The organism is Microbispora sp. H10949, from assembly GCF_014161435.1.
Classification (GTDB): Bacteria; Actinomycetota; Actinomycetes; order Streptosporangiales; family Streptosporangiaceae; genus Microbispora; species Microbispora triticiradicis.
Genome location: NZ_JABBWZ010000006.1, coordinates 354,063 through 374,499, shown reverse-complemented (window position 1 = coordinate 374,499; position 20,437 = coordinate 354,063). Strand labels below are relative to the sequence as shown.

General features: G+C 74.5%; 20 protein-coding genes. 8 read left to right on the top strand and 12 right to left on the bottom strand.

From position 1 onward, the window contains the following. Positions 1–14 precede the first annotated feature (14 nt). From HHX40_RS18190 to HHX40_RS18150, 9 genes are read right to left on the bottom strand one after another with little or no spacing between them, the layout of a single operon-like run. Positions 15–977, bottom strand: coding sequence for a UDP-glucuronic acid decarboxylase family protein (locus HHX40_RS18190; protein WP_182881508.1), 963 nt, complete (start codon positions 975–977; stop codon positions 15–17). Continuing rightward, entirely contained in the window at positions 974–1,921 is a 948-nt protein-coding gene (locus HHX40_RS18185) for a glycosyltransferase family 9 protein (RefSeq protein ID WP_182881507.1), read from the bottom strand. Before HHX40_RS18185 ends, HHX40_RS18190 begins: the two co-directional genes overlap by 4 nt. After that, complete coding sequence (locus HHX40_RS18180) at positions 1,912–2,592, bottom strand: SDR family oxidoreductase (protein ID WP_182881506.1); 681 nt, start codon at positions 2,590–2,592, stop codon at positions 1,912–1,914. The genes HHX40_RS18185 and HHX40_RS18180 overlap by 10 nt, the downstream gene beginning before the upstream one ends. A 43-nt stretch (positions 2,593–2,635) precedes the next feature. Then, complete coding sequence (gene rfaE2, locus HHX40_RS18175) at positions 2,636–4,018, bottom strand: D-glycero-beta-D-manno-heptose 1-phosphate adenylyltransferase (RefSeq protein ID WP_182881505.1); 1,383 nt, start codon at positions 4,016–4,018, stop codon at positions 2,636–2,638. Continuing rightward, complete coding sequence (locus tag HHX40_RS18170) at positions 4,015–4,566, bottom strand: D-sedoheptulose-7-phosphate isomerase (protein ID WP_182873835.1); 552 nt, start codon at positions 4,564–4,566, stop codon at positions 4,015–4,017. The genes rfaE2 and HHX40_RS18170 overlap by 4 nt, the downstream gene beginning before the upstream one ends. A gap of 3 nt (positions 4,567–4,569) precedes the next feature. Beyond that, on the bottom strand, positions 4,570–5,763 hold the full coding sequence (locus HHX40_RS18165; RefSeq protein ID WP_182881504.1) for a glycosyltransferase: 1,194 nt from the start codon (positions 5,761–5,763) through the stop codon (positions 4,570–4,572). Beyond that, positions 5,760–6,833, bottom strand: coding sequence for a glycosyltransferase family 9 protein (locus HHX40_RS18160; RefSeq protein WP_182881503.1), 1,074 nt, complete (start codon positions 6,831–6,833; stop codon positions 5,760–5,762). Before HHX40_RS18160 ends, HHX40_RS18165 begins: the two co-directional genes overlap by 4 nt. Then, positions 6,830–7,945 (bottom strand): glycosyltransferase family 2 protein, encoded by a 1,116-nt coding sequence (locus HHX40_RS18155; RefSeq protein WP_182881502.1) that lies wholly within the window; start codon positions 7,943–7,945, stop codon positions 6,830–6,832. The genes HHX40_RS18160 and HHX40_RS18155 overlap by 4 nt, the downstream gene beginning before the upstream one ends. Further along, positions 7,942–9,582: a carbamoyltransferase gene (locus tag HHX40_RS18150; protein WP_182881501.1), complete on the bottom strand. Its 1,641-nt coding sequence runs from the start codon at positions 9,580–9,582 to the stop codon at positions 7,942–7,944. The genes HHX40_RS18155 and HHX40_RS18150 overlap by 4 nt, the downstream gene beginning before the upstream one ends. Positions 9,583–9,810: 228 nt before the next feature. On the opposite strand from HHX40_RS18150, the gene HHX40_RS18145 reads away from it, so the two are divergent. The 5 genes from HHX40_RS18145 (at position 9,811) to HHX40_RS18125 (ending at position 13,228) form a co-directional block, all read left to right on the top strand. Further along, positions 9,811–10,362, top strand: coding sequence for an HAD family hydrolase (locus HHX40_RS18145; RefSeq protein WP_310738170.1), 552 nt, complete (start codon positions 9,811–9,813; stop codon positions 10,360–10,362). Between the two features lie 101 nt (positions 10,363–10,463). Next, positions 10,464–11,417 (top strand): glycosyltransferase, encoded by a 954-nt coding sequence (locus tag HHX40_RS18140; protein ID WP_182881500.1) that lies wholly within the window; start codon positions 10,464–10,466, stop codon positions 11,415–11,417. Between the two features lie 83 nt (positions 11,418–11,500). Beyond that, entirely contained in the window at positions 11,501–12,061 is a 561-nt protein-coding gene (locus tag HHX40_RS18135) for a nuclear transport factor 2 family protein (protein ID WP_182881499.1), read from the top strand. 134 nt (positions 12,062–12,195) lie between these two features. Then, positions 12,196–12,726, top strand: coding sequence for a hypothetical protein (locus HHX40_RS18130; RefSeq protein WP_182881498.1), 531 nt, complete (start codon positions 12,196–12,198; stop codon positions 12,724–12,726). A gap of 103 nt (positions 12,727–12,829) precedes the next feature. Further along, positions 12,830–13,228, top strand: coding sequence for a PPOX class F420-dependent oxidoreductase (locus tag HHX40_RS18125; protein WP_182881497.1), 399 nt, complete (start codon positions 12,830–12,832; stop codon positions 13,226–13,228). A gap of 120 nt (positions 13,229–13,348) precedes the next feature. Here the strand turns inward: HHX40_RS18125 and HHX40_RS18120 are convergent, their stop codons facing one another. Further along, positions 13,349–14,005 (bottom strand): response regulator transcription factor, encoded by a 657-nt coding sequence (locus HHX40_RS18120; RefSeq protein ID WP_182881496.1) that lies wholly within the window; start codon positions 14,003–14,005, stop codon positions 13,349–13,351. Between the two features lie 4 nt (positions 14,006–14,009). Next, complete coding sequence (locus tag HHX40_RS18115; protein WP_182881495.1) at positions 14,010–15,230, bottom strand: sensor histidine kinase; 1,221 nt, start codon at positions 15,228–15,230, stop codon at positions 14,010–14,012. Positions 15,231–15,448: 218 nt separating this feature from the next. On the opposite strand from HHX40_RS18115, the gene HHX40_RS18110 reads away from it, so the two are divergent. The 3 genes from HHX40_RS18110 (at position 15,449) to HHX40_RS18100 (ending at position 19,465) form a co-directional block, all read left to right on the top strand. Continuing rightward, positions 15,449–16,147 carry an ABC transporter ATP-binding protein gene (locus tag HHX40_RS18110; RefSeq protein WP_220499246.1) on the top strand — a complete coding sequence of 233 codons (699 nt, stop codon included), beginning with the start codon at positions 15,449–15,451 and terminating at the stop codon, positions 16,145–16,147. Then, on the top strand, positions 16,141–17,919 hold the full coding sequence (locus tag HHX40_RS18105; RefSeq protein WP_220499245.1) for an FtsX-like permease family protein: 1,779 nt from the start codon (positions 16,141–16,143) through the stop codon (positions 17,917–17,919). Before HHX40_RS18110 ends, HHX40_RS18105 begins: the two co-directional genes overlap by 7 nt. Positions 17,920–18,121: 202 nt before the next feature. Then, positions 18,122–19,465 carry a sensor histidine kinase gene (locus HHX40_RS18100; protein WP_182881493.1) on the top strand — a complete coding sequence of 448 codons (1,344 nt, stop codon included), beginning with the start codon at positions 18,122–18,124 and terminating at the stop codon, positions 19,463–19,465. Here the strand turns inward: HHX40_RS18100 and egtD are convergent. After that, complete coding sequence (egtD, locus tag HHX40_RS18095; protein ID WP_396788066.1) at positions 19,455–20,423, bottom strand: L-histidine N(alpha)-methyltransferase; 969 nt, start codon at positions 20,421–20,423, stop codon at positions 19,455–19,457. The two genes, HHX40_RS18100 and egtD, sit on opposite strands and share 11 nt — an antisense overlap. Between the last annotated feature and the right edge of the window lie 14 nt (positions 20,424–20,437).

Sequence of the window (20,437 nt, the reverse complement as noted above, 5' to 3'; positions counted from 1 at the left end):
CGGGACGATGGCGATCAGGAGGCGACGGAGTACGGGGAGTTTAGCTCCTTCTCGAACCAGTCGATGGTGCGGCGCAGGCCGGTGACGGGGTCGACGCGGGGACGCCACCCGAGCCGCTCCTCGGCGAGCGAGGTGTCGGGGCGGCGTACGGCCGGGTCGTCCACCGGCCGGTCGATGAACCGGACCGGCGAGGAGGAGCCCGCGAGGTCCCGGATCGTCTCCGCCAGGTCCGACATCGACATCTCCGCCGGGTTGCCGATGTTCACCGGCCCGGCGAAGTCGCTCGCGGCGAGCGCGAGCACGCCGTCGACCGTGTCGTCCACGTAGCAGATCGACCTCGTCTGGCTGCCGTCGCCGGTCACGGTGATCGGCTCGCCCAGCAGCGCCTGCCGGATGAAGGTGGGAATCGCCCGGCCGTCGTGCGGCCGCATCCGGGGGCCGTAGGTGTTGAAGATCCGCGCGATGGCGGTGTCGACGCCCCGCGAGTCGTGGTAGGCCGTGGTCAGCGCCTCGGCGAAGCGTTTGGCCTCGTCGTACACGCTGCGCGGCCCGACCGGGTTGACGTTGCCCCAGTACGTCTCCTTCTGCGGGTGCTCCAGCGGGTCGCCGTACACCTCGCTGGTGGACGCGAGGACCAGCCGGGCGCTCTTCTCGGCGGCGAGTCCGAGCGCGTGCAGCGTGCCCATGCTGCCGACCTTCAGCGTCTCGATCGGATGACGCAGGTAGTCGGCGGGCGACGCCGCCGACGCGAAGTGGAGCACCAGGTCCACCTGGCCGGGCACGTGGACGAACCCGGTGAGGTCGCACTCCACCAGCCGGAACGCCGGGCGGCCGATCAGATGCTCGACGTTGCGCGGGGAGCCGGTGAGGAAGTTGTCCAGGCACACGACCGCCGCGCCCTTCTCGACCAGGCGTTCGCACAGGTAGGAGCCGAGGAACCCGGCTCCTCCGGTGACCACGACACGGGATCCCTTCACCGCACCTCCACTCCTCGTAACCTTCTGACCGCGTCCAGCACCTCGGGCACTCCGATCTCCAGCAGGCCTTCCGACGGCGTGTCGCCGTGCGGGTCTCCCCGGCGTCCGGCCCACAGCGCGATGTGCGGGCGGCCCGGCGGCGGCCCCCACAGCGCGGGCGGGACCGGGCCGTACAGGAAGACCGAGGGCGTGCCGACGGCGGTGGCCAGGTGTGACATGCCGGTGTCGCCGCACACCACCAGCGCCGCGTGCGCCGTGAGCGCGGCGAGCTCGGGCAGGTTCGTACGGCCGGCCAGCACCGACTCCTCCGGCAGCCCGGCGAGGGCCGCGACGTGCCGGGCGAGCGCGATCTCGGTCACCCCGCCCGTGACGACGACCCGGTGGCCCGTCCGGACGAGCTCGGCGGCCACCTGGGCGAAGCGGTCCGGCGGCCACTGCCGGGCCCGGAACGCCGCGCCCGGATGGATGACCACCTCGCCGCCGGGCAGCGGCCCCGGCCCCGGGTCGCCGAGCGCGAGGTCGTCGGGGTCGGCCGCGATGCCGTACCACTCCAGCAGTGCGCACCACCGCTGACGCTCGTGCGTCTCCGCGTCCCACTCCGGGCCGTCCGAGCCGGGGACGGCGGGGTGTGTGTGGGTGAGCAGGCGGCCCGGCCGCGTGCGGCGCAGCGCCTGGATGCTCTCCGGGCCGCTGCCGTGGAGGTTCACCGCGACGTCCGGCGACGCGTACGGCACCGGTCCCGGCCCGGACACGTCGATCAGTTCGTCGACGCCGCCGATCAGCGGGAGCAGCCCGCCGAGGTAGGCGGGGGTGGCGAGCACGAAGTGATGCCCGGGATGCGCCCGCCGCAGCGCCCGCAGCGCGGGCACCGAGGCCAGCAGGTCGCCGAGCCCCAGCCCGCGCAGGGCGAGCAGGACCGGTCTTCCGGGTTCCTCTAGGGCCATGACGTCTCCGTCGAGGCCGCCACGACCAGCTCCCTGACCTCGCAGCCCCGCGGCTGGCCGAGGGCGAACAGGATCGCCGAGGCGACGTCCTCCGGCTGGTTCAGCCGGGCGTCCGGGCCGGGCTTGTACTGCTCGGGCCGGTCGTCGAAGAAGTTCGTGTGCATGCCGCCGGGGATCAGCAGGGTCACCCCGACCTGCCCGGCCAGTTCGGCCGCCAGTGCCCGGGTGAAGCCCACCACGCCGAACTTCGAGGCGCAGTAGGCCGTGGCGTCGCTGAGCGCCCGCACGCCGAGCGTGGAGGCGACGGTGACGACTCTGCCCCCGGACTCGCGCAGGAACGGCAGGGCCGCCCGGACCACCGCGGCGGTGCCGAGGAGGTTGACCCCGATCACCCGCTCCCACCTGTCGGCGGCCACGTCCTCCAGCCGTCCGCAGGCGTCGACGCCCGCCGCCGTGACCACGGCGTCGAGTCCGCCCGCCCGCTCGGCGAGCTCGCGTACGGCCCGCTCGGCCTGCTCCCGGTCGGCGAGGTCGGCGCGCACGTGGTCGAACCCGCCGTCCGGCTCGTTGAGATCGACGACCAGCGGCCGGCCGCCGGCCTTGGCGACCGCCGCCGCCGTCGCCCGGCCGAGGCCGGACGCGCCGCCGGTGATCAGTACGTTTCCCACCATTGGGTTTCCCTTTCGACTGGAGGACCGCTACCCGCGACGGAGGTCACGATGCGGCCCGGGCGGCGGCGATCAGGCCCGTGGTGGAATATCCGGGCACCGTCGGCAGGATGACGACCTCCCCGCCGGCCCGGCGCACGGCCTCGGCCTCGGGCATCGACCGCTCGTCGTAGTCGCCCCCCTTCACCCACACGTCGGGGCACAGCCGCTCGATGACCTGGGACGGCGTGTCCTCGCCGAAGACCGTCACGGCGTCCACGCAGCCCAGCGCGCGCAGCACCTCGACGCGGTCGCGCTCGCTCACCAGCGGCCTGCTCGGGCCCTTGAGCCGCCGGATCGAGTCGTCGGAGTTGACGCAGACCACGAGGGCGTCGCCGAGCGCCCTGGCCCGCCGCAGCAGGCTCACGTGGCCGGCGTGCAGCAGGTCGAAGCATCCGCCGGTCGCGATGAGCCGGCCTCCGGAGGCCCGCACGGCGGCGGCCACCTCGAAGGCGGAGGCGCCGGACGGGAACGGCACGGGCGCCTCGGCGGCCGGACGCGGCAGGCGGAGGGCGGCGGCCCCGCCGTCCGCCACGAACCTGGTGGCCTCGCCGACCGCGCGGGCGACGGCGTCCTCGGTGGACGCGCCGTCGGCCAGGGCGAGGGCCGCCGCCGCGGCGAAGCGGTCGCCGGCGCCGCAGGCGTCCGCGCCGACGGCGACGTGCGGGGCGGGGACCGGCCCGAACCTGCCGCCGCGACGGGCCAGCATCGCGCCGCGCTCCCCGAGCGTGATCGCGACGGCTTCGGCGTCGAGATCGCGCACGAGCCTGCGGGCCGTGCGCTCCGGCGAGACGTACGGCTCGCCGCACATGCCCCGGGCCTCCGCCTCGCTGGGCGTGACGAGCGCGCAGCCCGGCACGGGCAGCGACCCGCGCGGGTGGGGGTCCCAGACGACCGGCACGTCGAGGCCGCGCAGCAACTCCCGGAGCAGGTCGGCCACGCCGCGCCCGTAGTCGGCCACCAGCACCGCGCCCGCCGAGGCGAGGGCGTCCGCGGCGCGGGCGAAGGCCGAGGCGGAGGCCACCTGGCCCGGCCGCCCCATGGCCCGGCCGTCTCCGGTGTCGATCCTGACCAGCGTCTGCCCCCGGGCCCGGACCCGCGTCTTGCGCACGGTCGTGCCGCGCAGCGGGAGCCGTACGATCTCGACCGTGGGCGACAGCAGGTCCTCCAGGCAGCGGCCGGAGGGGTCGTCGCCGACGGCGGTGACCAGGGTCACCGGTGTGCCGTCGCGGGCGGCGAGCAGCGCCGCGAGGCCGGCGCCGCCCGGCCGGTGGTGCTCCGCCTGCCCCTCGACCACGGGGACGGGCGCGTCGGGACACAGCCGGTCGGCCGTGCCCTCGACGTCGACGTCGAGCAGGGAGTCTCCGACGATGACGAGTGGTGCGCTCACGCGACGGCCTTCTCGATCACGTCACACAGCATGTGGATCACCGTGAGATGCACCTCCTGGATGGTCGCGGTGTCGTCGGCGGGCACCGTCAGGGCCTCGTCGCACAGGTCGGCCAGCGGGTTCGGCCCGGGGCCGGTCAGCGCCCAGGTGGTCAGGCCGCACTCGCGGCCGGCCTCGGCCGCCTCGGTCACGTTGGCGCTCGTCCCGCTGGTGGACAGGCAGATCAGCACGTCGCCGGGGCGGCCGTGCGCCCGCACCTGCCGCGCGTACAGCTCCTTCAGGCCGAAGTCGTTGCCGATGGCGGTCAGCGACGAGGTGTCGCCGTGCAACGGGATCGCGGCGTACGGCCTCCGGTCGGCGCGGTAGCGCCCGACCAGCTCGGCGGTCAGGTGCTGCGCCTCGGCGGCCGAGCCGCCGTTGCCGCACGCGAGCAGCCGTCCGCCGCCGCTCAGCACGGCGGCGAGCTTGTAACCCCAGGCGTGGATCTTGGGTGTCTCCGGGTCGACCGCCGTCAGTGCGGTGCTCAGCCGGGCCAGGTGAGGATGCATCGCTCAGCCTCCCGCGGCGGCGAGGGCGCCGAGACGCCCGCCGGCCAGGTTTCGGTACACGGACTCGGTCTGCTCGGCGATCCTCCGCCAGCCGTAGCGGGCGCGCGCCCGCCGGGCCCCCGCGGCCGACAGCGCCGACCGCAGCTCGGGCCGGGCGAGCAGGTCGCCGAGCGCGCGGGACAGCGCGCGGGGCCGCCGGGGCGGCACGAGCACGCCGCACCCCGCGACGGTGTCGAGGTGGCCGCCGACCGCCGAGGCGATCACCGGCACCCCGCAGGCCAGGGCCTCCAGGGGCACCATGCCGAACGGCTCGTACCACGGGACGGTCACCAGCACGTCGGCGGAGCGCATGAGGGCGGGCACCTCGGCCCGGCCCACGCTGCCGATCAGCCGGACCCGGTCGCCGAGGCCGAGGCCGTCCGCCAGCGCGCGCAGCCGCGTGCCCTCCTCGTCGCCCGGGTCGCCGCCCGCGATGACGAGTTCGGCGCCGGGCACGTGCCGTAGCGCGCGGACGACGGTGTCCACCCCCTTGCGCGGCACCATGCGCCCGATGCTCAGCACCCGGGGCCGGTCGCCGCGCGGAGCGGCCGGGCCGCCGGGGTGGAACAGGCCGAGGTCGACGCCGCACGGCACGACCGCGATCCGGTCGCGCGGCACGCCCAGCGCGACGAGTTCCCGCACCTCGTCGGAGCAGGTGGCGACCACAGCGACGGCCCGGCGGCCGATGTCGCGCTCGGCGGAGATCCGGGTCGCCGGGCTGGTGTCGGCCTCGCCCTGCCAGCGCCGCTTCACCGTGCCGAGCGCGTGGTAGGTCTGCACGACCGGGACGCCGAGCGGCTCGGCCGCCGTCAGGGTGGCCAGGCCGCTCATCCAGAAGTGGGCGTGCGCGACGTCGGGCCGCTCGGCCTTCCACCGGCGGGCGAGGTGCGCCCCGAACTCCGGCATGTGCGGCAGCAGCTCGTCCTTGGGCAGCGGCTCGGGCGGCCCGGCCGGCACGTGCTCGACGGCGACGCCGGGCGCCATGGGCACGGTGTCCGGCTGCTCCGGGGAGGTGCGCCGCGTGTGCACGACGACCTCGTTGCCCCGCTCCGCCAGGGCCAGGGCCAGCGCCGCCACGTGCACGTTCTGCCCGCCGGCGTCCACGCCGCCGAGGGTCGCGAGCGGGCTCGCGTGCTCCGACACCAGGGCGATCCTCATGGCACCCCCTCCGTGACCGCCTCGCCGAGCTCCGTGACCACCCCGCCGAGCGACTCCTTCGCCGCGGCCAGGCCGCGGACGGCGTCCACGACCTGCGCGCCGCTGACGGCGGACAGGCACGGATGGCCGGGGACGGGGCAGAGCCTCGCCCTGCTCCCCCTGCAGGGGGCGTCCTGGTCGCCGAGGAGCACCGAGGGCACGCCGTACGGCGCCCAGCGGGCGGCGGGCACGACCGGCGCGAACAGGCTGACCACCGGCGTGCCGACCGCCGCCGCGAGATGGGCGGGGCCGGTGTTGGCCGCCACGACCACCGACGCCCCGGCCAGCACGGCGGCCAGTTCGGCGAACGTGGTCGCCCCGCCGAGGTCCGCCGCGGGACCGGAGACGATCGCGGTCAGGGCCCGCTCCCCCGGGCTGCCGGTGACGACGACCCGCTCGCCCGCGGCCAGCAGCGCCTCGACCGCCTCCGCCCAGCGCTCCACGGGCCACGCCCTGGCCTGCGCGGTCGTGCCGGGATGCACCACCACGTAACCCGGCGGGCCGGTGAGGCGCTCCACGTCCGGCAGCGGCCCGCGTACGGCGAGCCGCCCGTCGTCGCCCGGCGGCAGGACGAAGCCGGCCGCGCGGGCGAGGCCGAGCATCCGCTCCGGCTCGGGGACGTCCACGCTCTCGTCCACGACGTGACGCACGTCGAGCAGGGAGCCGGGGTAGTCCTCGCTGATCGCGGCGATGCGCGGCACCCCGGCGAGCCGCAGCAGCAGGGCCGTCGGCAGCGCCGACTGGTGGAAGGACGTGAAGATCACGGCCAGGTCGGGGCCGACGGCGCGCACCTGATCGACCAGGCGGGCCGCGTGCTCGGAGGTCACCGGCATCCGGTCGGGGTCGATCCAGGGGGCGCGCCACTCCAGCACGCGGCCGACGCCGGGCAGCAGTTCGGCCGCCGCCCTGCCGTACGGACCGGCGAGCATCACGACCTCCCGCGCCCCGGCGGCGACGGCGCGCACGGCGGGCCCCGCGAGCAGCACGTCTCCCGCGTTGTCGGGCCGCACCACCAGTGCGGTCCCGATCACGGACGCCTCCCCGTCCGCACCGCCAGCTCGCCCCTGAGCCGGTGGGCGCACGCGACCGGCGGGATCACCACGCTGGTCACGGCCATGCGCCAGATCTCCCCGGGCGTACGCGGCCCGGGGGCGATCCGCGCCCAGGCGAACTCTCCGGTGAGGCCGAGCCAGGCGAGCCCGGCGGCGCCCGCGGCGAGACGCGTCCGGCGGCCGGTCCGCACGCCGGCGGCGGCCAGCGTGAGCGCGAGCAGGCCCGCGCCGGTGGTGAGGGCGTGCCGCCTGAGCCTGCCCGGTCCGCCGATGAACAGACGCCAGTCGCGGCCGTACGCCTGGCGCATGATCGCGTCGGAGGCGTTGCCGCGCTGGAAGCGCACGCTGGACCAGAAGCCGTCGCCGCGCACCGGATGCCGGGTCAGGCGCTCCCCCTTCACCAGGCAGAACCCGGCCCGCTCCACGCGTATCGCGAGGTCGGCGTCCTCCCGGTACGCGCCGGGGAAGCGCTCGTCGAACCCGCCGGTCGCCTCCAGGGCGGTCCTGCGGTAGGCCATGTCGGCGGTGATCCAGTCGGCGCCGGCCAGGCCGGCCGTGTTGCGCTCGGCGTCGGTCGGGCGGCGGCCCTCGGCGGAGCCGGGCAGCGGCACCTCCAGCCGTCCCTGGCTGCCGCCCACGTGCGCGGGCAGGCGGGCGAGGTCGGCCGCCAGCGCCCGCGCCCAGCCGGACCCCGGCACCACGTCGTCGTCCAGGAACGCCACCCACGGGGTCGTCGCCGCCCGCCAGCCCACGTTGCGGGCGGCGGCGGGGCCGCGCCCGCCCGACCTGAGCACTCGTACGCCGGCGGGGACCGGCAGGGCCTCGGCGTCCTCTCCCGGACGGTCGTCCACCACGATCACCTCGGGGCCGTCCCCCTCCTGGGGGCCGGCGGCTTCCCGGGGGCCGATGGCGGCGAGCGTGGCGGCCAGGCTCGGCCGCCCGATCGTCGGGATGACGACGGTGACCGCCGGCCCCTGGGGGGTGGCGTCCGCGGGCGCGTTCCTCCGCTTCCGGCCGCTCTGCCGGTTGGTCTGCTGCGTCGCCTGCTGTGTCGCCTGCTGTGTCGTCTGCCGGGTCGTCTCCGATGTCATCCCGCGAACACCGCCCCCCTGCGCACGACGTACGGGCCGAGAACGAGCACGTCCACGGGCGCCGAGCCGAAGCACTCCAGCGCGTCGCGCGGGTCGTCCACCATCGGACGGCCCGCCGTGTTGAGGCTCGTGTTGACCACCACGGGAACCCCGGTGCGGGCCTCGAACTCCTCGAGTAACCGGGCGAGCAGCGGGTCGCGCCCGCGCTCGATCGTCTGGATGCGGGCCGTGCCGTCGACGTGGACGACGGCGGGGACGCGGTCGCGCCACTCGGGCTTCACGTCGTGGACGAACAGCATGTACGGGCTCGACATCGGGCCCCTGCCGAAGATCGTGGAGGCGCGTTCCGCGAGGACCATCGGGGCGATGGGGCGGAACTGCTCGCGGCCCTTCACGTCGTTGAGCCGCTCGGTGTTGCGGGGATTGCCGGGGTTGGCGAGCAGGGAGCGGCGGCCGAGGGCGCGGGGGCCGTACTCGGCGCGGCCCTGGAACCAGGCCACCACGCGGTCGGCGGCCAGTTCGGCGGCGACGGCCGCGGCGAGGTCGGCGGGCCGCTCGTACGGCACCTTGGCCACGTCGAGCCAGGCGCCGAGCTCCTCGTCGGTCCAGCCGCGGCCGAGGTCGGCGCCGGGCATCGGGGCGACCCGGTCGCCGGAGGCCTGCGCGAGGTGCAGCGCCCCGCCGAGCGCGGTGCCGGAGTCGCCCGCCGCGGGCTGCACCCAGACGTCCTCGAACGGACCCTCGGCGAACAGCCGGGTGTTGGCCACGCAGTTCAGCGCCACTCCCCCGGCCATCGTCAGATAACGGGCGCCGGTCCGCTCGTGCAGCCACCTGGCGAGGTCGAGCAGCACCTCCTCCAGTCGCGTCTGCACGCTGGCCGCGAGGTCGGCGTGGTCGGAGGTCCACTTCTCGCCCTTGCCGAGGGCCTTGGCGTAGACGCTCCAGTCGATCGGCTCGACCCGGAAACCGCCGTCGCCCGTGGGGTAAACGAGCTCGCGCATCTCCCGCAGGAACCGCGGCTCGCCGTAGGAGGCGAGGGCCATCACCTTGTACTCGTCGCTCGACCGCAGGAAGCCGAGGTGCGCGGTGAGGTCCTCGTACATCAGTCCGAGGGAGTGCGGCAGGGCCTGGCTCGCCAGGACGGTGAGCTCGCCGTCCCGGTAGTGCCCGGCGAGGTGCGACACGGCCTCGCCCCGGCCGTCGCAGACCAGCACCGCCGACTCGCGGTACGGCGCGGCCAGCCCGGCCGACGCGGCGTGCGCGATGTGGTGGGGAACGAAGCGCACCTGGGCGGAGTCCAGCCCCGGCAGGGCGGTCGCCAGGAAGTTGGGGGCCCGGCGCGCGTAGGTGGTGCGCATCTCCTCCCAGCGTGCGTCCTGTCCCTCCCCTCCGGGCAGCACCAGCTCCGGGTCGTAGGAGTAGGCGACGCCGTCGAGGTCCTCGGGTCGCAGGCCGGCCTGTTCCAGGCACCACGCCGCGGCCTGCTCGGGCAGTTCCCAGGCGGAGAACGGCACCGGCCGCTTGCCGTGCTTGCGCCGGCTGAAGCGCTCCTCCTCCGCAGCGGCGACCACCTCGCCATCGATCACCAACGCGGCGGCTGGATCATGAAATATCGCATTTATCCCCAAGAACCGCATCGGTTTCCCTCCGTTGCGCAGTGCCGGTCTGGTTACCGAGAGAAGTGGCGCTAAACACTGCTTTGTAGAGAAGTCGACGTGAGTGGGGGATGTGCTCAATAATCGCTACTCTGCGTAGCCAAATGCCCTGACCTGGAGGTGGTCAGCACGTGGTCAGGGCGTGGTCACAGCGCGTTTGCTCCGATTTCCTCCGGGTAGCCCGGCGGGCGATTCCGCAGGAGGCCGCCCGTGACCCAGCCCGCTCACCAGCCCGCCGCGGTGCTCTTCGACCGTGACGGCACTCTCGTCCACGACGTTCCCTACAACAGCGATCCCGGCCGCGTGGCGCCGGTGGAGGGGGCGCGGGAGGCGCTGGACCGGCTCCGCGGGGCCGGTGTCCCGATCGGTGTGGTCACCAACCAGTCGGGGGTGGCCAAGGGGCTGATCGCGCCGGAGGCCCTGCGGGCCGTGAACGACCGGGTGGAGGCCCTGCTGGGCCCGTTCGACGTGTGGGAGATCTGCGAGCACGACGACGGCGACCGCTGCGCCTGCCGCAAGCCCGCGCCCGGCCTCGTGCTGAGCGCCGCCCGCCGGCTCGGCGTCTCACCCGTCGACTGCGTCGTGATCGGCGACATCGGCCGGGACGTGGAGGCGGCCCGCGCGGCGGGCGCGCGGGGCGTCCTCGTGCCGACCCCGGTGACGCTGCCGGAGGAGGTGGCCGCGGCCCTCGAGGTGGCGCCCGACCTCGCCGCGGCGGTCGATCTGGTGCTGCCGAGGATTCCGCTCACGGCTGAGCCTTAAGCGGGTACGGGCGGGGCAGAGGGGTGACGCGCCCGGCGGGGAGGCGCGACAGGAGGCACGGTGTTCCAGAGTCTGCAGAAGGACGGACGGGGAGCGACACGATGAAGATCATGGTCTGGCACGTCCACGGTTCGTGGACCACCTCCTTCGTGCACGGGGGGCACGAATACCTGGTGCCGCTCACGCCCGACCGCGGCCCGGACGGGCGGGGCCGGGCGGAGACCTATCCCTGGCCCGCCACCGTGCGGGAGGTGCCCCACGACCGGCTGGCCGCCGAGGACGTCGACCTGATCGTCTACCAGCGGCCGCACGAGATCGAGCTCGCCCGTGAGTGGCTGGGCCGCGACGTGCCGGGCGTCTACGTCGAGCACAACACCCCCGCGGGAGACGTGCCGAAGACCCGCCACCCGCTGGCGGACCGGGGCGACATCCCCCTCGTCCACGTCACCCACTTCAACGACCTCTTCTGGGACTCCGGCCGCGCGCCGACCCACGTGATCGAGCACGGCGTGGTGGACCCCGGCCACCTCTACAGCGGTGAACTGCCCCGCGCGGGGGTGGTCGTCAACGAGCCGATCAGGCGCTGGCGAGTGGCGGGCACCGACCTGCTGCCCACCTTCGCCACGGGTGCCCCGATCGACGTGTTCGGCATGCAGGTGAGGAACCTGCCCGCCAAGCTCGGCCTCGACGGGGCGATGGAGGCCTTCGAGGACCTACCGCAGAGCGCCATGCACGCCGAGCTGGCCAGGCGCCGGGTCTACCTGCACCCCTACCGCTGGACCTCGCTCGGCCTGTCGCTGATCGAGGCCATGATGATCGGCATGCCGGTCGTCGCCCTCGCCACCACCGAGGCCGTCGAGGCGGTGCCGCCGGAGGCGGGGGTCGTCTCGACCAAGATCCCCACGCTGCTGCGGGCCCTCGACCGGTTCGCCAACGAACCCGAGCTCGCCGCCCAGGCCGGCAAGGCCGCCCGCTCGGCCGCGCTCGCCCGCTACAACCTCGACCGCTTCCTCGCCGACTGGGACCGCCTGCTCACCTCCATCGTCGCGAGTTGACATTCTTGGACAAGGCCTTACTCCTCGATGAGACCGGCCGTTCTCACCACCGGAGTACGCTTCCGTGAGGGCGAGGGGGAGCCATGCCCGATCCTCGGGAGATCCATGACGCTTTCGCGGAGGCGCTCTGCACGCACGACAAACGGCGCCTTCTGGACTGCTTCCACGCGGACGCCGTTATCGTGACCCCCGTCGGCGTGGTGGAGGGGCACGAACAGATCGAGTGGTATTTCGGCCAGTTCTTCTCCACCGTGCCCGACCTGACGACCAGGGTCATCACGATCTCGGTCTGCGGTGACACCGTTTCCGTCGAATGGGTCACGTCGGGAACCCAGACGGGGGAAATGCTGCTCCCGGACGGCACCGTGATCCCCGGCACCGGCCGCCCCGTCTTCTGGAGGGGTTGCGGAATGTGGTCGGTGGAAGACGGCAGGTTCGTCACCGGGCGCATCTACTACGACCAGTTGCGTGCTTACCTGTCGCTGGGCTGCCGGCTCGTAGAGAACAAGCCCCGCTCCGCGACCGCCGCCCCTGATCAGGAGGCCCGACCCGTGCCCGCCACCCGTCCGAGCGACCAGGAGACCCGGGCCGAGCCGCGCTCCAACTCCATCCGCCGGCTTCTCCGCGGAATCTTCGGCATGTGACCGTCCCTGCCACCCGACCGGCATACCACGAGCTCCGCGACTCGCCCACGGCTGTCGTGCGACGCCTTGATTGTTTACCGAGAACGGGGCACCGCGAGGGCGGGTGATCCGGCCGGGGTGGGAAAAGGCTCCTCATGATGCGCAACCTGGTGAACGGCGCCGTCGGCGGCGCGCTCGCGACGGCGGTGTACAGCGCGATGCTGATGGCGGCGGACAGGGCCGGTCTGCTGGAGGAGCCGCCGCCGCGGCGGTTCGCCCGGATGACTCTGCCGGGCCGCGGGAGCCGTCCCCGACCGGGCGAGAGCGTGCTCTCGACCATCGCGCACTACGCCTTCGGGTCGAGCTGCGGCACCGTGCTGGGCCTGCTGTCGGCCGGTCAGCGGGTGCCCGTCCCGATCGGCACGGCGTACGGGCTGCTGGTGTGGCACTTCGGCTGCCGGGGCCTCGCTCCGAGCATCGGCGCGTACGCGCCCCTGCCGAAGGACCGCCCGGGCCGCCAGGCCACGCTGCTGGCGGGACACCTGCTGTGGGGCACCGCGCTCGTGCTCGCGCTCAACCGGCTGCGGACCGAGAGGGCGCCGCTGACCACCGAGCTCGCGCCTCGGCTGCGGGAGGAGGTCCGGCGCCCCGTCATGCCCGCCCCCGAGCCGGTCTCCGTACGTTGATCCGGAGGCGAGGATCATGTCCCCCGTCCTCGGGAAGAGAATGTGGTCGTGCGCTGTCGTGTTGCCGATCTGGGCCAGCGCCGACCGACCGAGGAGAAGTCGAATGAGCAAGCTCGATGAGAACGCCGTGGCTTTACTGAAGGAGCCGGTCCACGCCTGGGTGACGACCGTCAGGCCGGACGGATCGCTGCACAACACTGTGGTGTGGGTCGACATCGACGGAGAGGAAGTCGTCTTCAACACCGCCGTGGGACGGGCGAAGGAGCGGCATCTGCGCGCCAACCCCCGGGTGTCGGTCAGCGTGCTCGACCCGGGCAACGCCTTCCGCTTCGTCAGTGTCTCCGGCACCGCCACGCTGGAGCTCGAAGGCGCGGACGCGGTCATCGACGGCTTGGCGAAGAAGTACCTCGGGGTGGACGCCTACCCCTACCGCCAGCCGGGAGAGCAGCGCGTCACCGTACGCGTCGTTCCCGAGAAGGTCATCTCCAGCGCGGGACGCTGACGGGGCGTTCGCCGGGCGAGCACGCACAGAGCCGCCCGGCACGCCTTCCCGCCCCCACCGGCGCCGGGACCGGCGCTCGGTCATCCGCACGCGACCGGCGCGGCGCGACCTCAGGCCCGCTCAGACTCCGGCGCGCAGGTAGGCGAGCACCGCGAGCACCCGGCGGTGGTCGTCCGCGTCCGGAGGCAGGTCGAGCTTGGCGAGGATGCTCGCGATGTGCTTGGCGACGGCCGCCTCGGTGACGAACAGTGCGCGGGCGATCGCGGCGTTGGACCTGCCCTCCGCGACCAGGGCGAGCACCTCGCGCTCGCGCGGTGAGAGCCGGGCCACCGGGTCGCGCCGCCCGCGCAGCAGCTGCCGGACGACCTCGGCGTCGATGACCGTGCCACCGCCCGCGACCGTCGTCACCGCCCCGGCGAACTGCGTGACGTCGCCGATGCGGTCCTTCAGCAGATAACCCACCCCGCCCCCGCCCGGGCACCGGGTCTGGTCGAGCAGTTCGGCGGCGTAGGTCTGCTCGACGTACTGGCTGAGCACCAGGACGGCGAGGGACGGCCGCGCCGCCCGCAGTTCCAGCACCGCCCGCAGCCCCTCGTCGCTGAATCCGGGCGGCATGCGCACGTCGGCGACGACGACGTCCGGGTCCTGCTCGGCGACGGCGGCGACCAGCGCGGCGGCGTCGCCGACCGCCGCGACGACCTCGTGCCCGAAGCGTTCCAGCAGGCCCACGAGGCCCTCCCGGAGCAGCACCGAGTCTTCGGCTATCACCACACGCACGGGATCACCTCTCGCACGGGATCTCCGCCCGCACCGTGGTCGGGCCGCCGTACGGGCTGTCGACGGTGAGCGTGCCCCCGACGGCCGCCACCCGGTCGGCGAGCCCGGTCAGGCCGGTGCCGCACGCCGGGTCCGCTCCCCCGCGCCCGTCGTCGGCGACCTCCAGCACGAGCCGTGCGCCGCGCAGCCGGCCGCGCACCGTGCAGGAGCCGGCCCCGCTGTGCTTGGCCACGTTCGCGAGCGCCTCGCAGGCCACGTAGTAGGCCGCCGCCTCCACCCGCTCGGGGAGCCGCCGGTCCAGCGCGATGTCCGCCCGCGCGGGCACGGGCGACCTCCCGGCGACGTCGCGTACGGCGGCGGGCAGCCCGCGATCGGCGAGCACCTGCGGATGGACGCCGCGGATCAGCTCGCGCAGTTCCTCCAGCGCCTGCCCGGCCAGCTCGCGCGCCTCGTCGAGCCGCAGGGCCGCGGGCGAGCCCGGCGGGAGGTCGAGCCCGGCCAGGCCCAGCTTCATCGAAAGCGCGACCAGCCGCTGCTGCGCGCCGTCGTGCAAGTCGCGCTCGATGCGGCGGCGCTCGGCCTCGAAGGCGTCCACCAGCCGGGCCCGGGACCGCGCGATCTCCCGCATCTCGGCCTCCTGCGGGACCAGCATCGCCCGCGCCATCGCGGCCCGGGCGCCCGCCCAGGCGCTGACCGTGTACGCCGCGACGGGCACCAGCAGCAGTCCGACGGCCGAGCCGGCGAAGGTCTCCGCCAGAGTCGCCTCCCCCTCGGGAGCGATCGGCTGCACGACCGGGGAGAGGATCAGCACCGCGGGCCCCCCGATCGCGGCCGCCGCCACCAGCAGGTCGACCCACCAGAGCGCGAACAGCCCCACGAGGGTGTGCCCCGCCTCCCGCCATCCCGGCCACCACCCGCCCGGCAGCCCGCGTACTGGCTGCCGGTCCACGTACCTCAGCCGCCACCGCTCGAACCGGGCCACGGGCGTGAGCAGCACGGCCGCCACCACGAGGGACACCGGTACGGCTGCCGGGCCGTCCATCGCCCGGACCGGCGTCAGGACGGCGGCGAAGGCGGAACCGGGGACGATCCCGGTCAGCAGGTACGCCAGCGACCGCCACGGCCAGGCCGAGGCGAGGAACCGCTGGGGCGGCCCGGTGAGCGCCTCCAGCGCGGTACGGGGCGTGAGAGGGGCGACGGCGGGGACGAGGAAGGAGGCGGCCACGGCATCGACGCTAGCCGCCGGGCCCGCCGTGGTCGGTAGTGCTGGGGATACCTCCGGTTCTCGCCTCAGCGCCAGTGCCTCGCGGGCCCGCCCCCGGTTGGCTCGGGTCCATGACACGAACAGGCACGACGCGATCCGGCACAACACAGACAGGCACAACACAGACAGGCACGGCACAGACAGGTACGGCGCAGGCGGTCCTGCTCGACTCGGTCCGCATGGTGTACGGCACCGGGCCCGGCGCGGTGAACGCTCTCGACGGGGTGACCCTCGGCTTCGCCCAGGGGACCTTCACGGCCGTGATGGGGCCCTCGGGCTCCGGCAAGTCGACGCTGCTGCACTGCGCCGCCGGGCTCGACCGGCCGACGGACGGGACCGTCCTGATCGGCGGCGTCGACCTCGGCCCGCTCGGCGAGAAGGCGCTCACCCTGCTGCGCCGGGAACGGGTCGGCTTCGTGTTCCAGGAGTACAACCTCGCCGACTCGCTCACCGCCGAGGAGAACGTGGCGCTTCCCCTCCGCCTGGCCGGGCGCCGGCCCGGCAGGGACGAGGTGCGCGAGGCGCTCGCCGAGGTCGGCCTGGAGCGGCGGGCCGGGCACCGGCCCGCCGAACTCTCCGGCGGCGAGCGGCAGCGGGTGGCGATCGCCCGCACGCTGATCACGCGGCCCGCCGTGCTCTTCGCCGACGAACCGACCGGCGCGCTCGACCGCGCCGCGTCCCGGGTGGTCATGGAACTCCTGCGCGCGCTCGTGGACGCCCACGGGCAGACCGTCGTCATGGTCACGCACGACCCCGCCGCGGCGGCGTACGGCGACCGGGTCGTGCTGCTCGCCGACGGGCGGCTCGCCGGGGAACTGGACCGGTCGAGCGCCACCGAGATCGCCGCCCGCGTGGCGCTGCTGGAGGAGACGTGCTGAACCGCCCACTGGACCGGCCACTGAACCGGCCACTGAGTCTTTCGCTGCTCCGCGGCCGGTGGACCGGCCTGGCGGGCACCTTCGCCGCGCTCTGCCTCGGCGCCGCGATCCTCACCGCGAGCGCGCTGCTGCTGACGTCCGCCGGCCCGCGCGTGCCCGCCCGGTACGCCGCCGTGCCCCTGCTCGTGCGCGGCCCCGGCCTGCCCGGGGAGGAGAACGACTTCGCCGAGAACCCGCCCTGGTCGCCCGAGACGACGGAGGCGCTGGTCCGCGCCCTGGCGTCCGTGCCCGGTGTCGCGGCGGTCGTCCCCTACCGTGACCCCGGGCCGTACGTCCCGGACGACGAGGCGGCACGGTCCGGGGACGGGGTGACACGGTCCGGGGACGGGGTCCGCGTCATCGGGCTGCGCACCGAGCCAGGAGCCGATCTCTCCGCCGTTCGGGCGGCGGCCGGGCGTGCCGTACGCGGCGCCGGGGACGGCACGGCGCGGGTGCTTGCGGGAGAGGACCGGGCCGAGGCCGAGCCCGCCGCCGACGCGCGGACCCGCTGGATCGGCATGCAGGTGCTGACCGCGATGGCGCTGCTCGGCGGCTTCGTTTCGGTGTTCGTGGTCGCCTCCACGTTCGCGTTCCGGGTCGTCCAGCGCCGCCGGGAGTTCGGCCTGCTGCGGGTGGCCGGCGCGACCCCGCGGCAGGTGCGGCTGATCGTGTACGGCGAGGCGCTCGCCGTGGGCGTCGTCGCGGCCGTGGCCGGGGCCCTGCTGGGCGCCGCCGTCGCGCCCGCCCTGGGCCGGGTGCTCGTCACGGCGGGGTTCGAGCCCGCGTCGTTCGACGTGCGCCTCACCCCGCTCCCCGTGGCCGGCGCGGTCGCGGCCGGGATCGCGGCGGGCCTGCTCGGCGCGTGGTCCGCGTCGGGCCGGGCCGCCCGGGTCCGCCCGCTGGAGGCCCTGCGCGACCACGCGGCGGGCGGCACGCCGATGACGCGCCTGCGGTGGATCACCGGCGTCACGGCGGTCGCCGGCGGCCTGGCCCTGGCGGCGGCGAGCGCCTCCGCGCGGGAGGACTCCCTGGTGAACGCCGTCCTGGTCGCCGCGATGGCGCTCATCATGGGGCTCACCCTGCTCGCGCCGGTCACCCTCCCGCCACTCGTCCGCGCCTTCGCGTGGCCGATCTCCCGGGCGGCCGTGGGCATGCTGGCCGGGCGGAACGCGTTGGCGGCCGTACGGCGCACCGCCGCCACGGCGGCCCCGGTGCTGCTGACGGTGGGCTTCACCGTGCTCGTCACCGGCATGGTGCGGACGACCGCCGCGGCGTACGCCATGGGGAACCCGGCCGCCGACCAGGCGGAGGAGGACCGGCTCGTCTGGCTGTTCACGCTCCTGCTGGTGGGGGTCTCGGCCGGCTACTCCGGCCTGGCGATCGTCAATACGCAGGTGATGGCGGCGTCGGCGCGCGTGCGCGAGTTCGCCGTCCTGCGCCTGTCCGGAGCGACGCGGCGGCAGGTGATCGGGGCGACCGCGGCCGAGGCGGTGCTCGTCACCGGGATCGGCACCACGCTGGGGTTCGCGGTGGCCGTGCCCGCGCTGCTCGGGATGCGCGCCGGGCTGTCCCAGAAGGCCGGCGCGGCCGCCCCCCTGGTGATTCCCTGGCCGTCGGTCGCGGCGGTGGTGACCGCGTGTCTCGCCCTCGCCGCAGGCGCCGCCACCCTTTTCACATCTGGCGCGATTTCACCTCGGCGACCGCTGTTCCCACGGTCCGGGAAAGGGGCGTGAGGCGAGCGTAAAGGGACAGCCAAGCATCGGCCCTGAGCTGGTAAGACTTGTGATCCTTTTTGTCCTGAGGGTTTCGATCTCGGATACGTCTCATATCTTTTTATGCGGGCATTGCATTACACGGATTCGGGGAGGGGTCATGGCTGGCAGGCGCATTCCTTTCCTTTTACGCCCGCGTTCGATCCAGGCGCGCATCGCCACGATGAGCGCGGTCCTCTCCCTCGTGGTCCTCAGCGTGATCGGAGTGGGCCTGGACCTCGCGGTCCGGAACCGGATCCACTCGCACCTGTTCATCGACGCCCAGCGGGTGGCCACCGAGTGGATCGCCTCGATGGGCCCCGACGGCGTCCCGGAGCCGCCCGCCGCGCCCGAGAACCTGGTGCAGCTCGTCGACTCGCGGAACCGGGTGATCACCGCCAGCCGGGGGGCGACCGGCAGGCCGCCGCTGACCTCTCCCATGCCCGGCGACCAGGACCGCCTGCAGTACCGGATCGAGTGCCGGGACGGGGAGCGGTGCGTCGTGGTCACCGCCGTACGGGTGCTGCCGGTGCAGACCCGGCTCTTCTGGAACGGCGAGCCGCACGCCGTCTACTCCGGGAGGGCCGAGCCGGCTCTCCTGGCGACGCGGCGGCTGGAACTGTTCATCGCGATCGGGGTGTTGCTCATGACGGCCGGCTGGACGTGGGCGAGCTGGCGCGCGGCGGGGCGCACTCTGCGTCCCGTCCGGGAGATCCGCGAGAAGGTCGAAGAGATCACCGTGTGCGACCTCAGCCTGCGGGTGCCGCAGCCGCGCGGCCGCGACGAGATCGCCGAGCTGGCCCGGGCCTCCAACAACCTGCTCGAACACCTCGACTCCTCGGTGCGCCAGCAGCGGCACTTCGCCTCGATGGTCTCCCACGAGCTGCGGACCCCCCTCGCCGGGCTGCGGACGCAGCTGGAGGAGGCCCTGCTCTACCGCGACGACACCGATCCGTACGAGACCCTGCGAACGGCGGTGCGCACCACCGAGCGCTGCCAGGCGATCATCAACGAGATGCTCGCGGTGGCCCGTGTCCGCACGGCCGCGGCGGCCGAGCCCGAGCCGGTCGACCTCGGGACGCTCGCGCGGGAGGAGGCCGCCGCCCGTACGGACGGGGTGCCGGTGCGCGCCGAGATCAGGGACGACGTGACCGTCCTCGGCAACCGGGTCCAGCTGTGCGGCGTGCTGACCAACCTGCTGGTCAACGCCCAGCGGCACGCGCACAGCGAGGTGGAGGTCAGCGTCGAGCGGGCCGGGGACGAGGCGGTCGTCACCGTGCTCGACGACGGTGACGGCATCGCGCCGGAGGACCGCGAGCGGGTCTTCGAGCCGTTCGTCCGGCTGAAGGACGGGCGCCGCCGCGACCCCAAGGGCACCGGGCTGGGCCTCGCCCTCTGCCGCGTCACGGCGGACGCGCACCACGGCACGCTCCGCGTCGAGGACTCCCCGCGCGGCGCCCGCTTCGTCCTGCGCCTGCCGCTGTCCGCGGCAGTCCCGGCCGCCGTGGGTCGCCGGCTCAACTGTTGACGATCGGCACGGCGGCGAGGGTCAGCGCGAAGTCGCCTCCGCTGTCGGTGTACCAGCGGGCGACCGCGAACCCGGCCCGGGACAGCTCGCGGAGCAGGCCCTCCCTGCGGAACTTGGCGCTGATCTCCGTGCGCAGCTCCTCCCCCTCGGCGAAGCCGGCCGTCAGGCCGAGCGCCCTGATCGGGACCTCCATCGGCCGGGTCGCCCGCAGCCGCATCTCGATCCACTCGTTGTCCTCGTCGTACAGCGCGACGTGCTCGAACGCCTCCGGCTCGAAGGCGGCGTCCAGCTCGCGGTTGACCACCCGGAGCACGTTGCGGTTGAAGGCGGCCGTGACGCCCCGCGGGTCGTCGTACGCCGCGACCAGCCGGGCGTGGTCCTTCACCAGGTCGGCGCCGAGGAGCAGGGTGTCCCCCGGCCGCATGGTGGCGCGCAGTTCCTTGAGGAACACCTCCCGGGCGGCGGGCGTGAGGTTGCCGATCGTGCCGCCGAGGAACGCGACCAGCCGCCTGCCCGTCCTCGGCAGCAGCGCCAGGTGCCGCTCGAAGTCGGCGCGCACCGGCCGCACGTCCAGGCCGCGATAGCGTACGGCGAGCCGCTCGGCCGCGGCCTCCAGCGTGACGGCGTCCACGTCGACCGGGACGTAGGTCCGGAGCGTCCCGGCGGCGGCCAGCGCGTCGAGCAGGAGCACGGTCTTCTCGCTGGTGCCCGAGCCCAGTTCGACGAGCGTGTCGGCGCGGCTGAGGGCCGCGACGTCGACGGCCCGGCGGCGCAGGATCTCCAGCTCGCACCGGGTGGGGTAGTACTCGGCCAGCCGGGTGATCCGGGCGAACAGCTCGCCTCCGGCCGCGTCGTAGAACCACTTGGGCGGCAGCCACTTGGGTGTGGAGGTGAGCCCGGCGCGCACGTCGCCCTCCAGAGTCTGGCGCAGGTAGTCGCCGCCGAGATGATCGATCATGCTCATGGGCCACC